Below are 16,150 nucleotides of genomic sequence, written 5' to 3' on the forward strand. Positions count from 1 at the left end.
CCCAGTACCTGATACTACCCCCCAGTAGATTAATAGTGCTATGATTTTTCATATTCTTGTTAACCAGGTGTTGCCATGTCTCATACAATCCGTGATAAACAGAAACTGAAAGCGCGTGCCAGTAAGATTCAGGGCCAGGTCGTGGCGCTCAAGAAAATGCTCGACGAGCCGCACGAATGCGCTGCAGTTTTACAACAGATTGCTGCTATCCGTGGCGCGGTAAACGGTCTGATGCGGGAAGTGATTAAAGGTCATCTGACGGAACACATCGTTCACCAGGGGGATGAGCTAAAACGTGAAGAAGATCTGGATGTCGTTCTGAAGGTGCTGGATTCATATATCAAATAATTTATTAACGCGATTGTAAAACTGCCGTTTTTCCTCGTTTACAACGCGTGCGCTGGACATTACCATCCTCCTCTGCGATTTATCATCGCAACCAAACGACTCGGGGTGCCCTTCTGCGTGAAGGCTGAGAAATACCCGTATCACCTGATCTGGATAATGCCAGCGTAGGGAAGTCACGGACCACCAGGTCATTGCTTCTTCACGTTATGGCAGGAGCAAACTATGCAAGTCGACCTGCTGAGTTCAGCGCAATCTGCGCACGCGTTACACCTTTTTCACCAACATTCCCCTCTTGTGCACTGCATGACCAACGATGTGGTGCAAACCTTTACTGCCAATACCTTGCTGGCGCTCGGTGCATCGCCAGCGATGGTTATCGAAACCGAAGAGGCCAGTCAGTTTGCGGCTATCGCCAGTGCCTTGTTGATTAACGTTGGCACACTGACGCAGCCACGCGCTCAGGCGATGCGTGCTGCCGTTGAGCAAGCAAAAAGCTCTCAAACACCCTGGACGCTTGATCCAGTAGCGGTTGGTGCGCTCGATTATCGCCGCCATTTTTGTCATGAACTTTTATCTTTTAAACCGGCAGCGATACGTGGTAATGCTTCGGAAATCATGGCATTAGCTGGCATTGCTAATGGTGGACGGGGAGTGGATACCACTGACGCCGCAGCTAACGCGATACCCGCTGCACAAACACTGGCACGGGAAACTGGCGCAATCGTCGTGGTCACTGGCGAGGTGGATTATGTTACCGATGGCCATCGCGCCGTTGGCATTCACGGTGGCGATCCGTTAATGACCAAAGTGGTAGGAACTGGCTGTGCATTATCGGCGGTTGTCGCTGCCTGCTGTGCGTTACCAGGCGATACGCTGGAAAATGTCGCATCTGCCTGTCACTGGATGAAACAAGCCGGAGAGCGCGCAGTCGCCAGAAGCGAGGGGCCAGGCAGTTTTGTTCCACATTTCCTTGATGCGCTCTGGCAATTGACGCAGGAGGTGCAGGCATGAAACGAATTAACGCTCTGACGATTGCCGGTACTGATCCCAGTGGTGGTGCGGGGATTCAGGCCGATCTTAAAACCTTCTCGGCACTTGGCGCTTATGGTTGCTCAGTTATTACTGCACTGGTGGCGCAAAATACCCGTGGCGTACAGTCGGTGTATCGCATTGAGCCTGATTTTGTCGCCGCCCAGCTCGATTCGGTGTTCAGCGATGTGCGAATCGACACCACTAAAATCGGTATGTTGGCGGAAACCGATATTGTTGAAGCGGTGGCAGAACGGTTGCAACGTTATCAGATCCAAAACGTGGTACTCGACACCGTTATGCTGGCAAAAAGCGGCGACCCGCTGCTTTCACCTTCGGCGGTTGCTACGCTGCGCAGTCGATTATTGCCACAGGTTTCATTAATAACGCCAAACTTGCCCGAAGCTGCCGCCTTGCTCGACGCGCCACACGCGCGCACCGAACAGGAAATGCTGGAACAAGGGCGATCGCTGTTGGCGATGGGCTGTGGCGCAGTGCTAATGAAAGGTGGTCATCTGGATGATGAGCAAAGCCCGGACTGGCTGTTTACCCGCGAGGGTGAACAACGGTTTACCGCACCGCGCATTATGACCAAAAACACCCACGGCACTGGTTGTACGCTCTCTGCGGCGTTGGCTGCACTACGCCCGCGCCATACAAACTGGGCTGACACCGTACAGGAGGCAAAAAGCTGGCTTTCATCAGCATTAGCCCAGGCCGACACGCTGGAAGTTGGTCACGGTATTGGTCCGGTTCACCACTTCCACGCCTGGTGGTGAGCACCGTACTATAGCTGCTTTGGTTATTGTCAGCCTTTGGCACTGACATTCAGGGATGAAACCAATGCAGCTAAGAATTACCAGTCGAAAAAAACTCACCTCTCTATTATGCGCTCTTGGGCTAATTTCCATCGTTGCAATTTATCCGCGTCAGACGGTGAATTTTTTCTATTCGACAGCAGTTCAGATTACAGACTACATCCATTTCTACGGTTATCGCCCGGTTAAATCTTTCGCTATTCGCATTCCTGCCAGTTACACCATTCACGGAATAGATGTTTCTCGCTGGCAGGAGCGGATCGACTGGCAGCGGGTGGCAAAAATGCGCGACAACGGTATCCGCTTACAGTTTGCTTTTATTAAGGCGACGGAAGGCGAAAAGCTGGTGGACCCGTATTTTTCGCGTAACTGGCAACTAAGCCGCGAAAATGGTCTGCTGCGCGGGGCGTATCATTATTTCTCCCCGTCGGTAGCAGCGCCGGTTCAGGCACGATTATTTCTGCAAACGGTGGATTTCTCACAAGGCGATTTCCCTGCGGTACTGGACGTAGAAGAACGGGGAAAATTATCGGCAAAAGAATTACGCAAACGAGTAAGTCAGTGGCTAAAAATGGTCGAAAAAAGTACGGGAAAAAAGCCGATTATTTACTCAGGAGCCGTTTTTTATCACACCAATCTGGCGGGCTATTTCAATGAATATCCGTGGTGGGTGGCTCACTATTATCAACGTCGTCCGGACAATGACGGCATGGCCTGGCGCTTCTGGCAGCATTCCGACCGTGGACAGGTAGATGGCATCAATGGTCCGGTGGATTTTAATGTATTTCATGGCACGGTGGAGGAGTTGCAGGCATTCGTTGATGGGATTAAAGAAACGCCTTAAATAAGAAGCAGTGATATACTCCCACCAGACTCCCCGGCAGGAAAAAGACAAATGGAACAAGCGCATACCCAGCTGATTGCCCAACTGAACGAGCGTATTTTAGCGGCGGATAACACGCCGCTTTATATTAAGTTTGCCGAAACGGTAAAAAATGCCGTGCGCAGCGGGGTGCTGGAGCATGGCAATATTTTGCCCGGTGAGCGTGATTTAAGTCAGTTAACCGGCGTTTCGCGCATTACGGTGCGCAAGGCGATGCAGGCGCTGGAAGAAGAGGGTGTGGTGACGCGTTCGCGCGGTTACGGCACGCAGATCAACAACATCTTCGAATACTCGTTGAAAGAAGCGCGAGGTTTTTCTCAGCAGGTGGTATTGCGCGGGAAAAAGCCCGATACGCTATGGGTTAACAAGCGTGTCGTGAAATGTCCCGAAGAAGTCGCGCAGCAGCTGGCGGTCGAAGCAGGAAGTGATGTCTTTTTGCTTAAGCGTATTCGCTATGTCGATGAAGAAGCGGTATCGATTGAGGAATCGTGGGTTCCGGCGCATTTAATTCATGATGTTGATGCCATCGGGATTTCACTTTATGACTATTTCCGCAGCCAGCACATTTACCCACAACGTACGCGTTCCCGCGTTAGCGCCCGGATGCCGGATGCCGAGTTTCAGTCACATATTCAGTTAGATAGCAAAATACCGGTGCTGGTGATCAAGCAAGTGGCGCTTGACCAACAGCAACGGCCTATTGAGTACAGCATTAGCCACTGTCGCAGCGATCTATACGTTTTTGTGTGCGAGGAGTAGTTCCTCGCGCGTTGGCGCACAATCACCGCCCCGATGCCCGACAACCCACGACGCCACTGCATTGCCCAGTAATACGGCATCCGCCAGTGGCAGACCAGAGGCCAGCCCGGCAAGTACGCCACCTGCATGACTGTCGCCCGCCCCAATGGTGTCTACAACTTGCGTTGGAAATGCCGGAATGCAGCCAGAAGCGTCGTTGCTGAAATACCATGCACCCTCTTTATCGAGACGAACGATCAACGGCGCGGCAAATTTCTCCTGCCATTGCTTGCCAAGTGTTGTTATCTCTGCGGATAAAGCAAAACGTTCGGCGGCAATCTCAGCCTCTTGACGATTGAGTGATACTAAAGGTCGACAGGCCATGATCCGCGCCAGTAATGCGTCCGGGATATCGCCGATACGTGGGCCAAAATCGATAAACGGCGTCACGTCTTGCAGCTTTTCCAGCCATTCCACTAACAATTCGCCGCAGGGCGAGGCCAGTTGATAACCGGAAAAATAGAGCAGGCTGCCAGGCGCAACGGTTAATCGCGCCAGCCACTGGCGATTCCACTGATTTTCCACACCGCTGAATGACATAAAAGTGCGTTCGCCATCCGGCTCAACCAGCGCCAGACACCAGCCGTTATCGCCTTCGGCGTTATCGATCAGGCTGATTAACCCCTCTTTCGCCATCCGGTTGCGAATAATCTCCGCCCACACGCCCTGACCGAGCGGCAAGGCATTACCCGCTTCGATGCCGAGGCGCTTTAACGCCACGGCAATATTCAGTGCGCAGCCGCCAACGTTAACGCTCTGCTGCTTCAGTTCGATATCGCACCCACGCCAGGGGAGGGCATAAGCGTCGGCGATCACATCAATGACCGCCGCGCCGACGACCATCACCGGCTGACGCGAGGTTAATTCAGGCAGCAGCGTGTGTAATCGAGCGCCGCTCATACCGCCTCCCGTTGTTGACGATATTTCGCCAGCGCTGTGGCATAGCGGTTGAAATCAAGCTGATTTACCGCATCCAGTTCCGCCTTTAATGCAGGATCGATAGCGTTAACGCCATGCAACGCGCCGCAAATCGCCGTCGCCATAGCGCCGATGGTGTCTGTGTCGCCGCCAAGGTTAGCGCACAGGACGGCGCAGCGATTCGGGTCGGTTTGTGCCAGTTCAACCAGCGCAATGGCGCACGGAACGGACTCAATAGTGCTGGTACCTGCGCCAACGACCTGGTAAAGCTGTTCGCTGGCGGATTCGGTGCCGTCGGCATTGCGCACAATTTTCAGCGCAATCTCCAGACGTGCTGCCAGTGAGGCGCTGAAGGTAGTGATGCGTTTTTGCTGTGCATGTCGCGCAATTGAAGGCAGGGAATCAACAATCGCTGACCAGCTTTCTCCGTCAATGGCACGAGAAATCGCCCATGCGATGACTACCGCACCTGCAACTGCCAGATCGGATTTATGGGTCGGGCTCGACGCCAGCGCCACATCATCAATAAAGGAATCAACATCACGCGCCGGAAGCAAACAACCTAATGGCGAGACGCGCATCGCTGCGCCGTTGGTCACGCCGTTGTTTTCCAGTTCAGCAACGGGTTTACCGTCGCGAATGGCGTTAAGCGCAATCTTCGAGGTCGGACCTAGTACGTTTTTGTTAAAGGCGTCGAAACGCAGCGCCCAGTCGAGAATATTACGCCCAATCAGATCCGGATCGATCTTGCCTTCACGTTCCAGTAACGCATCCGCCAGACACAGCGCCATCGAGGTATCGTCGGTGAATTCGGCGCGGTTAAAATAACAGGCCGCGTTATTCTCCTTTGGTCCAGGAAGAAAACGGTCAATCCAGCCAAAGTGTGCTTTAACGCGGCTGCGTGGCCAAAGCTCGGAGGGCATCCCCATCGCATCCCCTAACGCCTGCCCATAAAGAGCACCGAGAATACGTTCTGTTTTCATTTAACTTCCCCTTGTGTCAACGCAATATCGCGATCATCGACCTTGATAGCCGTAATTTCGTTGTCGGATTCGCGGAAAAAAATCATGAACAGCACGGCGATAATGGCAATCATCACCGCGCCAAAAGTCCACATCCCGGACCAGTTGAAAGTCAGTCCGTTTACCGGTTCCTGATAAGCGAACATCTTTTCCATCATCACACCGCCAAGACGATAGCCGAGCAAACTGCCGAAGCCCTGGCAGCAGAGCGTGATCAGCCCCTGCGCGGCGGTACGCATATGCACGGGGGCTTTTTTATCGACATAGATGTAAGCGGTAACGTAGTAAAAATCGTAACTTACGCCGTGAAGCAAAATACCGAGGAACAGTAACGCGTAGGTGAAATATTCATCCGCACTACCGTAAATAAAGAAGCCATAGCGGATCGCAGCGGTGACCAGACCAAGCAATAATACCTTTTTGATACCAAAGCGTTTAGTGAAAAACGGCAATGCCAGCATAAAGAAGATTTCAGAGAACTGGCCGAGCGTCATCCAGCCGGTGGCGTTTTTCATGCCAACTTCGGTCAGATAACCGTTGGCAAAGATGTAATAGAACGCCAGTGGCATCGCAAACAGGAATGAACAGAAGAAAAAGACGAGGAAGTTTTTATCGCGCAGCAGGATCAGCGCATCCAGGCCGAGCATGACTTTAATGTCCATTTTGCCGGTGCTTTTTGGCGGCGTGTCGGGCAGGAAAAACGCAAACACACCGAGCAGAGCAGAACTTCCGGCGGTAATCAGCAGCGGGATGTTAGTCGGTGAGATATCGGCATATCCCAGCATTTGCGGCAAGAAACCACATGCCAGACCAGAGGCAATCCAGCCGATAGTGCCCATCACACGAATGCGCGGGAAATCACGCTCCACATCCGGCACGTTGGCAAAAGCGATGCTGTTAGTCAGCGCAATGGTCGGCATATAGGTTAGAGAGTAAGCCAGCAGTAACGGAAAGAACCCGGCAAAAGTGGTCTGTTGCGCAGCGAAATACATCAGCAGCGCGCCTGCGAACATCAATACCGCCAGCACTTTTTGCGCCGAGAAAAAGCGGTCAGTGATGGAGCCAACCAGAATTGGCGACAGGATCGCCGCAATGGCGGTACAGGCATACGACCAGCCAATTTCTCCGGCACTAAAACCGCTTTTACTTAACCACAACCACAATGGCACAAACCACGCGCCCCAGATAAACCATTCAACAAACATCATGAACGACAGCTTTGCTGTTGTTTTCATCTTTTAATTCCTTCATGACAGGTAATGTAAGGTACGCGATGACAATACCACTTAATAATACCTTTTAAATACCTTTGCGGTGAAAACTTGACCGCGCTAACATTTTTTCTGATGAATCGAGCCAACAGAAAACGCTGAAAAAACATCCAAAAGATGGAAAAACTCGCCCGTAACGACCAGGATTATGATTGCCCGCAAAAGGCGGGCCAGGACAATCCATAGCCGATATCCAATCGGAATTTACGGGAGCATAGTAATGACAGATATTGCGCAGTTGCTTGGCAAAGACGCCGACAACCTTTTACAGTACCGTTGTATGACAATTCCTTCTGACCAGCTTTATCTCCCCGGACATGACTACGTAGACCGCGTAATGATTGACAATAATCGCCCGCCAGCGGTGTTACGTAATATGCAGACGTTGTACAACACCGGGCGTCTGGCTGGCACAGGATATCTTTCTATTCTGCCGGTTGACCAGGGCGTTGAGCACTCTGCCGGAGCTTCATTTGCTGCTAACCCGCTCTACTTTGACCCGAAAAACATTGTTGAACTGGCGATCGAAGCGGGCTGTAACTGTGTGGCGTCAACTTACGGCGTGCTGGCGTCGGTATCGCGGCGTTATGCGCATCGCATTCCATTCCTCGTCAAACTTAATCACAACGAGACGCTAAGTTACCCGAATACCTACGATCAAACGCTGTATGCCAGCGTGGAGCAGGCGTTCAACATGGGCGCGGTTGCGGTTGGTGCGACTATCTATTTTGGCTCGGAAGAGTCACGTCGCCAGATTGAAGAAATTTCTGCGGCTTTTGAACGTGCGCACGAGCTGGGTATGGTGACAGTGCTGTGGGCCTATTTGCGTAACTCCGCCTTTAAGAAAGATGGCGTTGATTACCATGTTTCCGCCGACCTGACCGGTCAGGCAAACCATCTGGCGGCAACCATCGGTGCAGATATCGTCAAACAAAAAATGGCGGAAAATAACGGCGGCTATAAAGCAATTAATTACGGTTACACCGACGATCGTGTTTACAGCAAATTGACCAGCGAAAACCCGATTGATCTGGTGCGTTATCAGTTAGCTAACTGCTATATGGGTCGGGCTGGGTTGATAAACTCCGGCGGTGCTGCGGGCGGTGAAACTGACCTCAGCGATGCAGTGCGTACTGCGGTTATCAACAAACGCGCTGGCGGAATGGGGCTGATTCTTGGACGTAAGGCGTTCAAGAAATCGATGGCTGACGGCGTGAAACTGATTAATGCCGTGCAGGACGTTTATCTCGATAGCAAAATTACTATTGCCTGATACGCCTCATACGAACAGCACCACCCCGTAGGACGGATAAGGCGTTTACACTGCATCCGGCAACCTATGCCTGATGCGACGCGGAAGCGTCTTATCATGCCTACATAGCACTGCCACGTATGTTTACACCGCATCCGGCATAAAAACACGCGCACTTTGCTACGGCTTCCCTATCGGGAGGCCGTTTTTTTGCCTTTCACTCCTCGAACAATTTTCATATTGTCGTTTTTGTGATCGTTATCTCGATATTTAAAAACAAATAATTTCATTATATTTTGAAATCGAAAACAAACGACAGGATATGAAAATGTACGTGGTATCGACAAAGCAGATGCTGAACAACGCACAGCGCGGCGGTTATGCGGTTCCGGCATTCAATATTCACAATCTCGAAACGATGCAAGTGGTGGTGGAAACCGCTGCCAACCTGCATGCGCCGGTCATCATCGCCGGAACGCCTGGCACATTTACTCATGCTGGTACAGAAAATCTGTTGGCGCTGGTCAGCGCGATGGCGAAGCAATATCACCATCCACTGGCAATTCATCTCGACCATCACACGAAATTTGACGATATCGCTCAGAAGGTTCGTTCTGGCGTGCGCTCAGTCATGATTGACGCCTCGCATTTGCCTTTTGCGCAAAATATTTCACGGGTCAAAGAGGTGGTGGATTTTTGCCATCGCTTTGATGTCAGCGTCGAGGCGGAGCTGGGGCAACTTGGCGGCCAGGAAGATGATGTGCAAGTCAATGAAGCCGATGCGTTGTACACCAACCCCGCACAGGCGCGTGAATTTGCCGAGGCAACCGGGATTGATTCCCTGGCGGTCGCCATCGGTACGGCTCACGGTATGTATGCCAGCGCACCGGTGCTTGATTTTTCTCGACTGGAGAACATTCGCCAGTGGGTGAACTTACCGCTGGTGCTGCATGGCGCGTCAGGATTATCGACTAAGGATATTCAGCAAACCATCAAAGTGGGGATATGCAAAATCAACGTTGCAACGGAGCTGAAAAATGCCTTCTCGCAGGCGTTAAAAAATTACCTGACCGAGCACCCCGAAGCGACCGATCCCCGGGATTATTTGCAGTCGGCTAAATCCGCAATGCGCGATGTGGTGAGCAAAGTGATTGCCGATTGTGGCTGCGAGGGCAGGGCATAACGCACCTGCCATTTAACAAGGAAAAAACATGAAAACGTTAATTGCCCGGCATAAAGCTGGTGAACATATCGGCATATGTTCAGTCTGTTCTGCCCATCCGTTGGTTATCGAAGCGGCGCTGGCATTTGATCGCAACAGCACGCGCAAAGTGCTGATTGAAGCAACGTCAAACCAGGTCAATCAATTTGGCGGTTATACCGGAATGACACCGGCAGACTTTCGCGAATTTGTTTTTACGATTGCCGATAAAGTTGGGTTTGCACGCGAACGCATTATTCTCGGCGGCGATCATCTGGGGCCAAACTGCTGGCAGCAAGAAAATGCGGATGCGGCGATGGAAAAATCCGTCGAGCTGGTAAAAGCATATGTTCGTGCTGGCTTCAGTAAAATTCATCTTGATGCGTCAATGTCCTGCGCGGGGGATCCCATACCGTTAGCACCAGAAACGGTTGCGGAACGAGCTGCTGTGCTTTGCTTTGCTGCGGAAAGTGTGGCGACAGATTGCCAGCGTGAGCAACTGAGCTATGTCATTGGCACCGAAGTTCCGGTTCCGGGCGGTGAGGCCAGCGCCATTCAGTCAGTACACATCACCCATGTTGAAGATGCCGCCAATACTTTACGTACGCATCAAAAGGCCTTTATTGCCCGTGGGCTGGCAGAGGCGTTAACACGCGTGATTGCCATCGTGGTGCAGCCGGGTGTGGAATTTGATCACAGCAATATTATCCATTATCAGCCGCAGGAAGCGCAGGCGCTGGCGCAATGGATAGAAAACACCCGAATGGTTTATGAAGCACATTCTACCGATTACCAGACCCGGACGGCTTATTGGGAATTAGTCCGCGATCACTTTGCAATTTTGAAAGTTGGTCCCGCATTAACCTTTGCTTTACGTGAGGCGGTATTTGCACTGGCGCAAATTGAGCAGGAACTTATCGCCCCCGAAAATCGCAGCGGTTGCCTGGCGGTAATTGAAGAAGTGATGCTCGACGAACCGCAATACTGGAAAAAATATTATCGTACGGGTTTTAACGATTCATTACTGGATATTCGTTACAGCCTGTCGGATCGTATTCGTTATTACTGGCCGCATAGTCGGATTAAAAATAGCGTCGAAACGATGATGGTGAATCTGCAAGGCGTGGACATCCCACTGGGCATGATTAGTCAGTATCTTCCCAAACAATTTGAACGCATTCAGTCCGGGGAATTATCAGCAATACCGCATCAGCTGATTATGGATAAAATTTATGATGTTTTGCGCGCCTATCGCTACGGCTGTGCGGAATAAGGACGGTATATGACTAACCTGTTTGTTCGTAGCGGAATTTCTTTTGTCGATCGTAGCGAAGTTTTAACCCATATCGGTAATGAGATGCTCGCCAAAGGTGTGGTTCATGATACCTGGCCACAGGCATTAATTGCCAGAGAAGCAGAATTCCCTACCGGGATAATGCTTGAGCAGCACGCCATTGCAATACCGCATTGTGAGGCGATTCATGCTAAGTCGTCAGCCATTTATCTGTTAAGGCCAACAAATAAAGTTCATTTTCAGCAAGCGGATGATGATAACGACGTGGAGGTATCGTTGGTTATTGCGTTGATTGTGGAAAATCCGCAGCAGCAATTGAAACTTTTACGCTGTTTATTTGGCAAGTTACAACAGCCCGATATCGTCGAGACACTAATCACTCTTCCTGAAACCCAGTTAAAGGAATACTTCACAAAGTATGTTTTAGATTCAGACGAATAAATCCCTCTGTAACAATAAAAAGGACTATTTATGAAACGCAAGATTATTGTCGCTTGCGGAGGCGCGGTTGCGACCTCTACGATGGCGGCGGAAGAAATTAAAGAGTTGTGTCAGAATCATAATATTCCTGTTGAATTAATCCAGTGTCGGGTTAATGAAATAGAAACCTATATGGATGGTGTGCATTTGATATGCACCACTGCCAAAGTGGATCGTAGTTTTGGCGATATTCCGTTAGTTCACGGCATGCCTTTTATTTCTGGTGTCGGTATCGAAGCATTACAAAATAAAATTCTGACTATCTTACAGGGGTGACCTATGTTTTCAGAAGTCATGCGTTATATTCTCGACCTCGGCCCTACGGTGATGCTTCCGATTGTCATCATTATTTTTTCTAAAATATTAGGCATGAAGGCAGGCGATTGCTTTAAAGCGGGTCTGCATATCGGGATTGGCTTTGTTGGCATTGGCCTTGTGATTGGCTTAATGCTGGATTCCATTGGTCCGGCGGCGAAAGCGATGGCGGAAAATTTCGACCTGAATCTGCATGTGGTCGATGTCGGCTGGCCGGGCTCTTCACCAATGACCTGGGCTTCGCAAATTGCGCTGGTGGCGATTCCGATTGCGATTCTGGTTAACGTGGCGATGTTACTGACCCGTATGACGCGGGTGGTAAATGTTGATATCTGGAATATCTGGCATATGACCTTCACCGGCGCGTTGCTGCATCTGGCAACCGGTTCATGGATGATAGGGATGGCAGGTGTCGTAATTCACGCGGCGTTTGTTTATAAGCTCGGCGACTGGTTTGCCCGCGATACCCGAAATTTCTTTGAGCTGGAAGGTATTGCTATTCCGCACGGTACGTCGGCGTATATGGGGCCGATTGCGGTGCTGGTCGATGCTATCATCGAGAAAATCCCAGGCGTTAACCGAATTAAATTTAGCGCCGACGATATTCAGCGCAAATTTGGTCCATTTGGCGAGCCTGTCACCGTGGGTTTTGTGATGGGGCTGATTATCGGCATCCTCGCGGGTTACGATGTCAAAGGTGTATTGCAGCTGGCGGTAAAAACGGCGGCAGTGATGCTGCTAATGCCACGGGTGATTAAACCCATCATGGATGGTTTAACGCCCATCGCTAAGCAGGCTCGTAGTCGTTTACAGGCGAAGTTCGGCGGTCAGGAGTTCCTGATTGGCCTTGATCCGGCGTTGCTGCTGGGACATACGGCGGTGGTATCGGCAAGCCTGATTTTTATCCCACTCACCATTTTAATTGCTGTTTGTGTGCCGGGTAATCAGGTGCTGCCGTTTGGCGATCTTGCCACCATCGGCTTCTTCGTGGCGATGGCGGTCGCCGTGCATCGTGGAAATCTGTTCCGCACCTTAATCTCGGGTGTCATCATCATGAGCATCACTCTGTGGATCGCGACGCAAACTATTGGTTTGCACACCCAACTGGCGGCTAATGCTGGGGCGTTAAAAGCCGGGGGTATGGTGGCTTCAATGGATCAGGGCGGTTCTCCCATTACCTGGTTACTGATTCAGGTTTTCTCCCCGCAAAATATTCCCGGTTTCATTATTATCGGTGCAATTTATCTGACCGGTATTTTCATGACCTGGCGTAGAGCGCGTGGCTTTATTAAACAAGAGAAAGTCGTTCTCGCAGAATAATTTTTACCTGAGGGGGAGGTTATCCCCCTTAACAATCAGGAGTTTTTATGAAATCAGTGGTGAATGATACTGATGGTATCGTGCGCGTTGCAGAAAGCGTCATTCCTGAAATTAAACATCAGGATGAGGTGCGGGTAAAAATTGCCAGCTCGGGCTTATGTGGTTCCGATTTACCCAGGATATTTAAAAATGGTGCACATTATTATCCAATAACGTTAGGCCATGAATTTAGCGGCTATATTGATGCGGTGGGATCCGGTGTTGATGATTTACACCCTGGCGATGCGGTTGCCTGTGTGCCGTTATTACCCTGTTTTACTTGTCCAGAGTGTTTGAAAGGGTTTTATTCCCAGTGCGCAAAATATGATTTTATTGGCTCGCGGCGTGATGGTGGATTTGCTGAATATATTGTCGTTAAGCGAAAAAATGTCTTTGCTCTACCCACGGATATGCCTATTGAGGATGGGGCTTTTATTGAGCCGATTACCGTTGGACTGCATGCTTTTCATTTAGCGCAAGGTTGTGAGAATAAAAACGTTATTATTATTGGTGCCGGAACCATTGGCCTGCTGGCTATTCAGTGCGCTGTCGCGCTGGGAGCAAAGAGTGTGACGGCTATCGACATTAGCTCAGAAAAACTGGCACTGGCAAAATCTTTCGGTGCGATGCAAACATTTAACAGTAGCGAAATGAGCGCGCCGCAAATGCAGAGCGTTTTACGCGAACTGCGCTTTAATCAGCTTATCCTCGAGACGGCTGGCGTACCGCAAACTGTCGAACTGGCGGTAGAGATTGCCGGTCCTCATGCCCAACTGGCGCTGGTGGGCACGTTGCATCAGGATCTGCATTTAACATCGGCAACGTTTGGCAAAATATTGCGTAAAGAGCTGACGGTTATCGGCAGTTGGATGAACTACTCCAGCCCTTGGCCGGGGCAGGAGTGGGAAACGGCGAGCCGGTTGCTGACAGAACGTAAGTTAAGCCTGGAGCCATTAATCGCTCACCGTGGAAGCTTTGAAAGCTTCGCCCAGGCGGTGCGTGACATCGCTCGTAATGCCATGCCGGGCAAAGTGTTGCTCATTCCCTGAAACCGCGGGCCAGCGTGATGCTGGCCCGGTATTGTGCAAAACAGATCATTCACCAATGGTCCCCCTTCGTTTACACTAGCCACAATTGAATATGGGTAAATGACGATGAATTCATTCGAGCGAAGGAATAAGATCATCCAATTAGTGAATGAACAGGGAACCGTGCTTGTTCAGGATCTGGCGGGAGTATTTGCTGCCTCGGAAGCGACAATCCGTGCCGATTTGCGCTTTCTCGAACAAAAAGGCGTGGTTACGCGCTTTCATGGCGGTGCGGCGAAAATAATGTCCGGTAATAGTGAAACCGAGACTCAGGAAGTCGGGTTTAAAGAGCGATTTCAGCTCGCCAGCGCGCCAAAAAACAGAATAGCGCAGGCGGCAGTCAAAATGATCCATGAAGGGATGACCGTTATTCTCGACAGCGGAAGTACCACAATGCTTATCGCCGAAGGATTAATGACCGCTAAAAATATCACGGTGATTACCAACAGTCTCCCGGCAGCGTTTGCCCTTTCCGAAAATAAAGACATTACTCTGGTCGTCTGTGGTGGCACGGTCCGCCATAAAACGCGCTCGATGCATGGTTCCATTGCCGAGCGTTCATTGCAGGATATTAATGCCGATTTAATGTTTGTCGGTGCTGATGGTATTGATGCGGTTAATGGTATTACGACCTTTAATGAGGGTTATTCCGTTAGCGGTGCGATGGTCACAGCCGCTAATAAAGTGATTGCCGTTCTCGATTCATCGAAATTTAACCGTCGCGGTTTTAATCAGGTACTGCCAATCGAAAAAATTGACATTATTATTACCGATGATGCTGTGTCTGAGGTGGATAAACTGGCATTGCAGAAGACACGGGTGAAATTAATTACGGTGTAGTATTGTTCTGTATGCCGGATAAGGTATTTACACCGCATCCGGCATTACGGATTCTCCCTGGTTCAAGAGAGAATAGTTTGATTAACGCAATAATGGACAATCTGGTGGTAATCGACAACGCAACGCCGCCGGAAGTATTTCAATATGAAAGTTTTGTCCGCTCAACGGTTCGCCATCAAGATTAAAAGTGATTTCGTGTGGGGCTTGTATATCAAACCACGACGAAGCGCCTTCGATAATATTCGGGTTATCTTCGTCAGATTTTAAGGTTGATACGAGAGCCGGAAGAATTTCATCGCCGGTAAAAATGCGCAGTTGCAGCAAGCCATCGTTAATTAACGCGTTCGGACACAATTGCTGACCGCCACCGGCCTGACGCCCGTTACCAATACCAATGACCAGGGCGTCACCTTGCCAGTGAAAGTTTTCACCGCGGATTTCACAACGGTCCGGTTGCAGAGTATCCATGCGCATTAAGCCATGAATGATGTAAGAGACGCCACCCAGCGCGGCTTTTAATTTTTCCGGCGTTTCTGTGGTAATACGCGTCCCAAATCCGCCTGTCGCCATATTAATAAAACAGGTTTGTTTGTTGACCTGCGCCATATCTATCGCAATGGCGTTACCGGCAATTGCCAGTTTCAGCGCCTTATCCAGTGCCTCAGGAATCCCTACACTGGTGGCAAAATCATTGGCGGTTCCTAATGGCAAAATTCCCAGCGCGGGTATGTCATCCCCCTCACACTGAATCAACGCCGTAGAAACTTCATTAATGGTGCCATCGCCACCACCGGCAATCACCGTTGCGACGCCCAACTTCCGGGCCTCCTCTACATATCGTGCGGCATCGCCTTTCTCCCAGGTGACGCGCACATGGATCGTCATTCCTTCCTCACGCAACAGCATAATTGCTTCGCGCAAGGGTAGATTGTCAGTACTTTTGCCATTAAGAATCAGTAAGCTGGCGGGAAATTCTGCCATGATCGTATGTGCCTTTATGATTGGTCTGTAGATAGTGTAGAGCAGAAAACAAAAGGTGGAGTCAGAACAGGATGAAAGTCGGAGGATAAAAAGTCAGTTCAAGTATGGAGGATTCAGTGGTTACCACCAGGAGCTTGCAATGGGGACAGCGAATACTAACGGCTGCCACCGATAAATTTCAAAAAAGAGCATATACCTAATATTCAACTAAACAGTGGCATCTTCAATATAATATATTAAAGCCCCCATGGAG

General features: G+C 50.3%; 17 protein-coding genes and 1 riboswitch. Of the genes, 13 read left to right on the forward strand and 4 right to left on the reverse strand.

Going from position 1 to position 16,150, the window contains the following annotated elements:
* Window positions 1-75: 75 nt before the first annotated feature.
* The 5 genes from rcnR (at window position 76) to E0D98_RS13955 (ending at window position 3,837) form a co-directional block, all read left to right on the forward strand.
* Window positions 76-348 carry a Ni(II)/Co(II)-binding transcriptional repressor RcnR gene (gene rcnR / locus E0D98_RS13935; RefSeq protein ID WP_000019944.1) on the forward strand — a complete coding sequence of 91 codons (273 nt, stop codon included), beginning with the start codon at window positions 76-78 and terminating at the stop codon, window positions 346-348.
* Window positions 349-439: 91 nt separating this feature from the next.
* Window positions 440-536: riboswitch (TPP riboswitch) on the forward strand.
* 34 nt (window positions 537-570) lie between these two features.
* Complete coding sequence (gene thiM, locus E0D98_RS13940) at window positions 571-1,359, forward strand: hydroxyethylthiazole kinase (RefSeq protein ID WP_001195605.1); 789 nt, start codon at window positions 571-573, stop codon at window positions 1,357-1,359.
* The gene (gene thiD / locus E0D98_RS13945; RefSeq protein ID WP_000822274.1) at window positions 1,356-2,156 is read left to right on the forward strand and encodes a bifunctional hydroxymethylpyrimidine kinase/phosphomethylpyrimidine kinase; all 801 of its coding nucleotides are present in this window, start codon (window positions 1,356-1,358) and stop codon (window positions 2,154-2,156) included. The genes thiM and thiD overlap by 4 nt, the downstream gene beginning before the upstream one ends.
* Before the next feature lie 64 nt (window positions 2,157-2,220).
* Complete coding sequence (locus E0D98_RS13950; RefSeq protein ID WP_001297420.1) at window positions 2,221-3,039, forward strand: glycoside hydrolase family 25 protein; 819 nt, start codon at window positions 2,221-2,223, stop codon at window positions 3,037-3,039.
* Window positions 3,040-3,090: 51 nt separating this feature from the next.
* A complete protein-coding gene (locus E0D98_RS13955) occupies window positions 3,091-3,837 on the forward strand; it encodes a GntR family transcriptional regulator (protein ID WP_000434038.1) in 747 nt (248 codons plus the stop codon).
* Here the strand turns inward: E0D98_RS13955 and E0D98_RS13960 are convergent.
* Genes E0D98_RS13960 through E0D98_RS13970 form a run of 3 tightly spaced genes read right to left on the reverse strand, consistent with a single transcriptional unit; the run spans window position 3,811 to window position 7,051 of the window.
* A complete protein-coding gene (locus E0D98_RS13960) occupies window positions 3,811-4,776 on the reverse strand; it encodes a carbohydrate kinase family protein (RefSeq protein WP_000011957.1) in 966 nt (321 codons plus the stop codon). The two genes, E0D98_RS13955 and E0D98_RS13960, sit on opposite strands and share 27 nt — an antisense overlap.
* Window positions 4,773-5,777 carry an ADP-ribosylglycohydrolase family protein gene (locus E0D98_RS13965; RefSeq protein WP_000846217.1) on the reverse strand — a complete coding sequence of 335 codons (1,005 nt, stop codon included), beginning with the start codon at window positions 5,775-5,777 and terminating at the stop codon, window positions 4,773-4,775. Before E0D98_RS13965 ends, E0D98_RS13960 begins: the two co-directional genes overlap by 4 nt.
* Entirely contained in the window at window positions 5,774-7,051 is a 1,278-nt protein-coding gene (locus E0D98_RS13970) for a nucleoside permease (protein WP_000858500.1), read from the reverse strand. The genes E0D98_RS13965 and E0D98_RS13970 overlap by 4 nt, the downstream gene beginning before the upstream one ends.
* 256 nt (window positions 7,052-7,307) lie before the next feature.
* Here E0D98_RS13970 and fbaB point away from each other — a divergent pair, with 256 nt between their 5' ends.
* The 8 genes from fbaB (at window position 7,308) to E0D98_RS14010 (ending at window position 14,916) form a co-directional block, all read left to right on the forward strand.
* Window positions 7,308-8,360: a class I fructose-bisphosphate aldolase gene (gene fbaB, locus E0D98_RS13975; protein WP_131890708.1), complete on the forward strand. Its 1,053-nt coding sequence runs from the start codon at window positions 7,308-7,310 to the stop codon at window positions 8,358-8,360.
* A gap of 307 nt (window positions 8,361-8,667) precedes the next feature.
* Window positions 8,668-9,522, forward strand: a complete 855-nt coding sequence (gene gatY, locus E0D98_RS13980; RefSeq protein ID WP_001297423.1) for a tagatose-bisphosphate aldolase subunit GatY — start codon at window positions 8,668-8,670, stop codon at window positions 9,520-9,522.
* A 28-nt stretch (window positions 9,523-9,550) separates the two neighbouring features.
* Window positions 9,551-10,813 carry a tagatose-bisphosphate aldolase subunit GatZ gene (gene gatZ / locus E0D98_RS13985; protein WP_001297421.1) on the forward strand — a complete coding sequence of 421 codons (1,263 nt, stop codon included), beginning with the start codon at window positions 9,551-9,553 and terminating at the stop codon, window positions 10,811-10,813.
* A gap of 9 nt (window positions 10,814-10,822) precedes the next feature.
* Window positions 10,823-11,275 carry a PTS galactitol transporter subunit IIA gene (gatA, locus tag E0D98_RS13990; protein WP_000182904.1) on the forward strand — a complete coding sequence of 151 codons (453 nt, stop codon included), beginning with the start codon at window positions 10,823-10,825 and terminating at the stop codon, window positions 11,273-11,275.
* Between the two features lie 30 nt (window positions 11,276-11,305).
* The gene (gene gatB, locus E0D98_RS13995; protein WP_000823272.1) at window positions 11,306-11,590 is read left to right on the forward strand and encodes a PTS galactitol transporter subunit IIB; all 285 of its coding nucleotides are present in this window, start codon (window positions 11,306-11,308) and stop codon (window positions 11,588-11,590) included.
* Between the two features lie 3 nt (window positions 11,591-11,593).
* Window positions 11,594-12,949 carry a PTS galactitol transporter subunit IIC gene (locus tag E0D98_RS14000; RefSeq protein WP_000490679.1) on the forward strand — a complete coding sequence of 452 codons (1,356 nt, stop codon included), beginning with the start codon at window positions 11,594-11,596 and terminating at the stop codon, window positions 12,947-12,949.
* Between the two features lie 47 nt (window positions 12,950-12,996).
* Complete coding sequence (gene gatD / locus E0D98_RS14005; RefSeq protein ID WP_000844219.1) at window positions 12,997-14,037, forward strand: galactitol-1-phosphate 5-dehydrogenase; 1,041 nt, start codon at window positions 12,997-12,999, stop codon at window positions 14,035-14,037.
* Window positions 14,038-14,142: 105 nt separating this feature from the next.
* Window positions 14,143-14,916: a DeoR/GlpR family DNA-binding transcription regulator gene (locus E0D98_RS14010; protein WP_001367074.1), complete on the forward strand. Its 774-nt coding sequence runs from the start codon at window positions 14,143-14,145 to the stop codon at window positions 14,914-14,916.
* Between the two features lie 81 nt (window positions 14,917-14,997).
* On the opposite strand, the gene yegS is transcribed toward E0D98_RS14010, so the two are convergent.
* Complete coding sequence (gene yegS, locus E0D98_RS14015) at window positions 14,998-15,897, reverse strand: lipid kinase YegS (protein WP_000807362.1); 900 nt, start codon at window positions 15,895-15,897, stop codon at window positions 14,998-15,000.
* Window positions 15,898-16,150 lie beyond the last annotated feature (253 nt).

Origin of the sequence: Escherichia sp. KCJ4928 (assembly GCF_004352695.1) — a bacterium.
Classification (GTDB): Bacteria; Pseudomonadota; Gammaproteobacteria; order Enterobacterales; family Enterobacteriaceae; genus ECMA0423.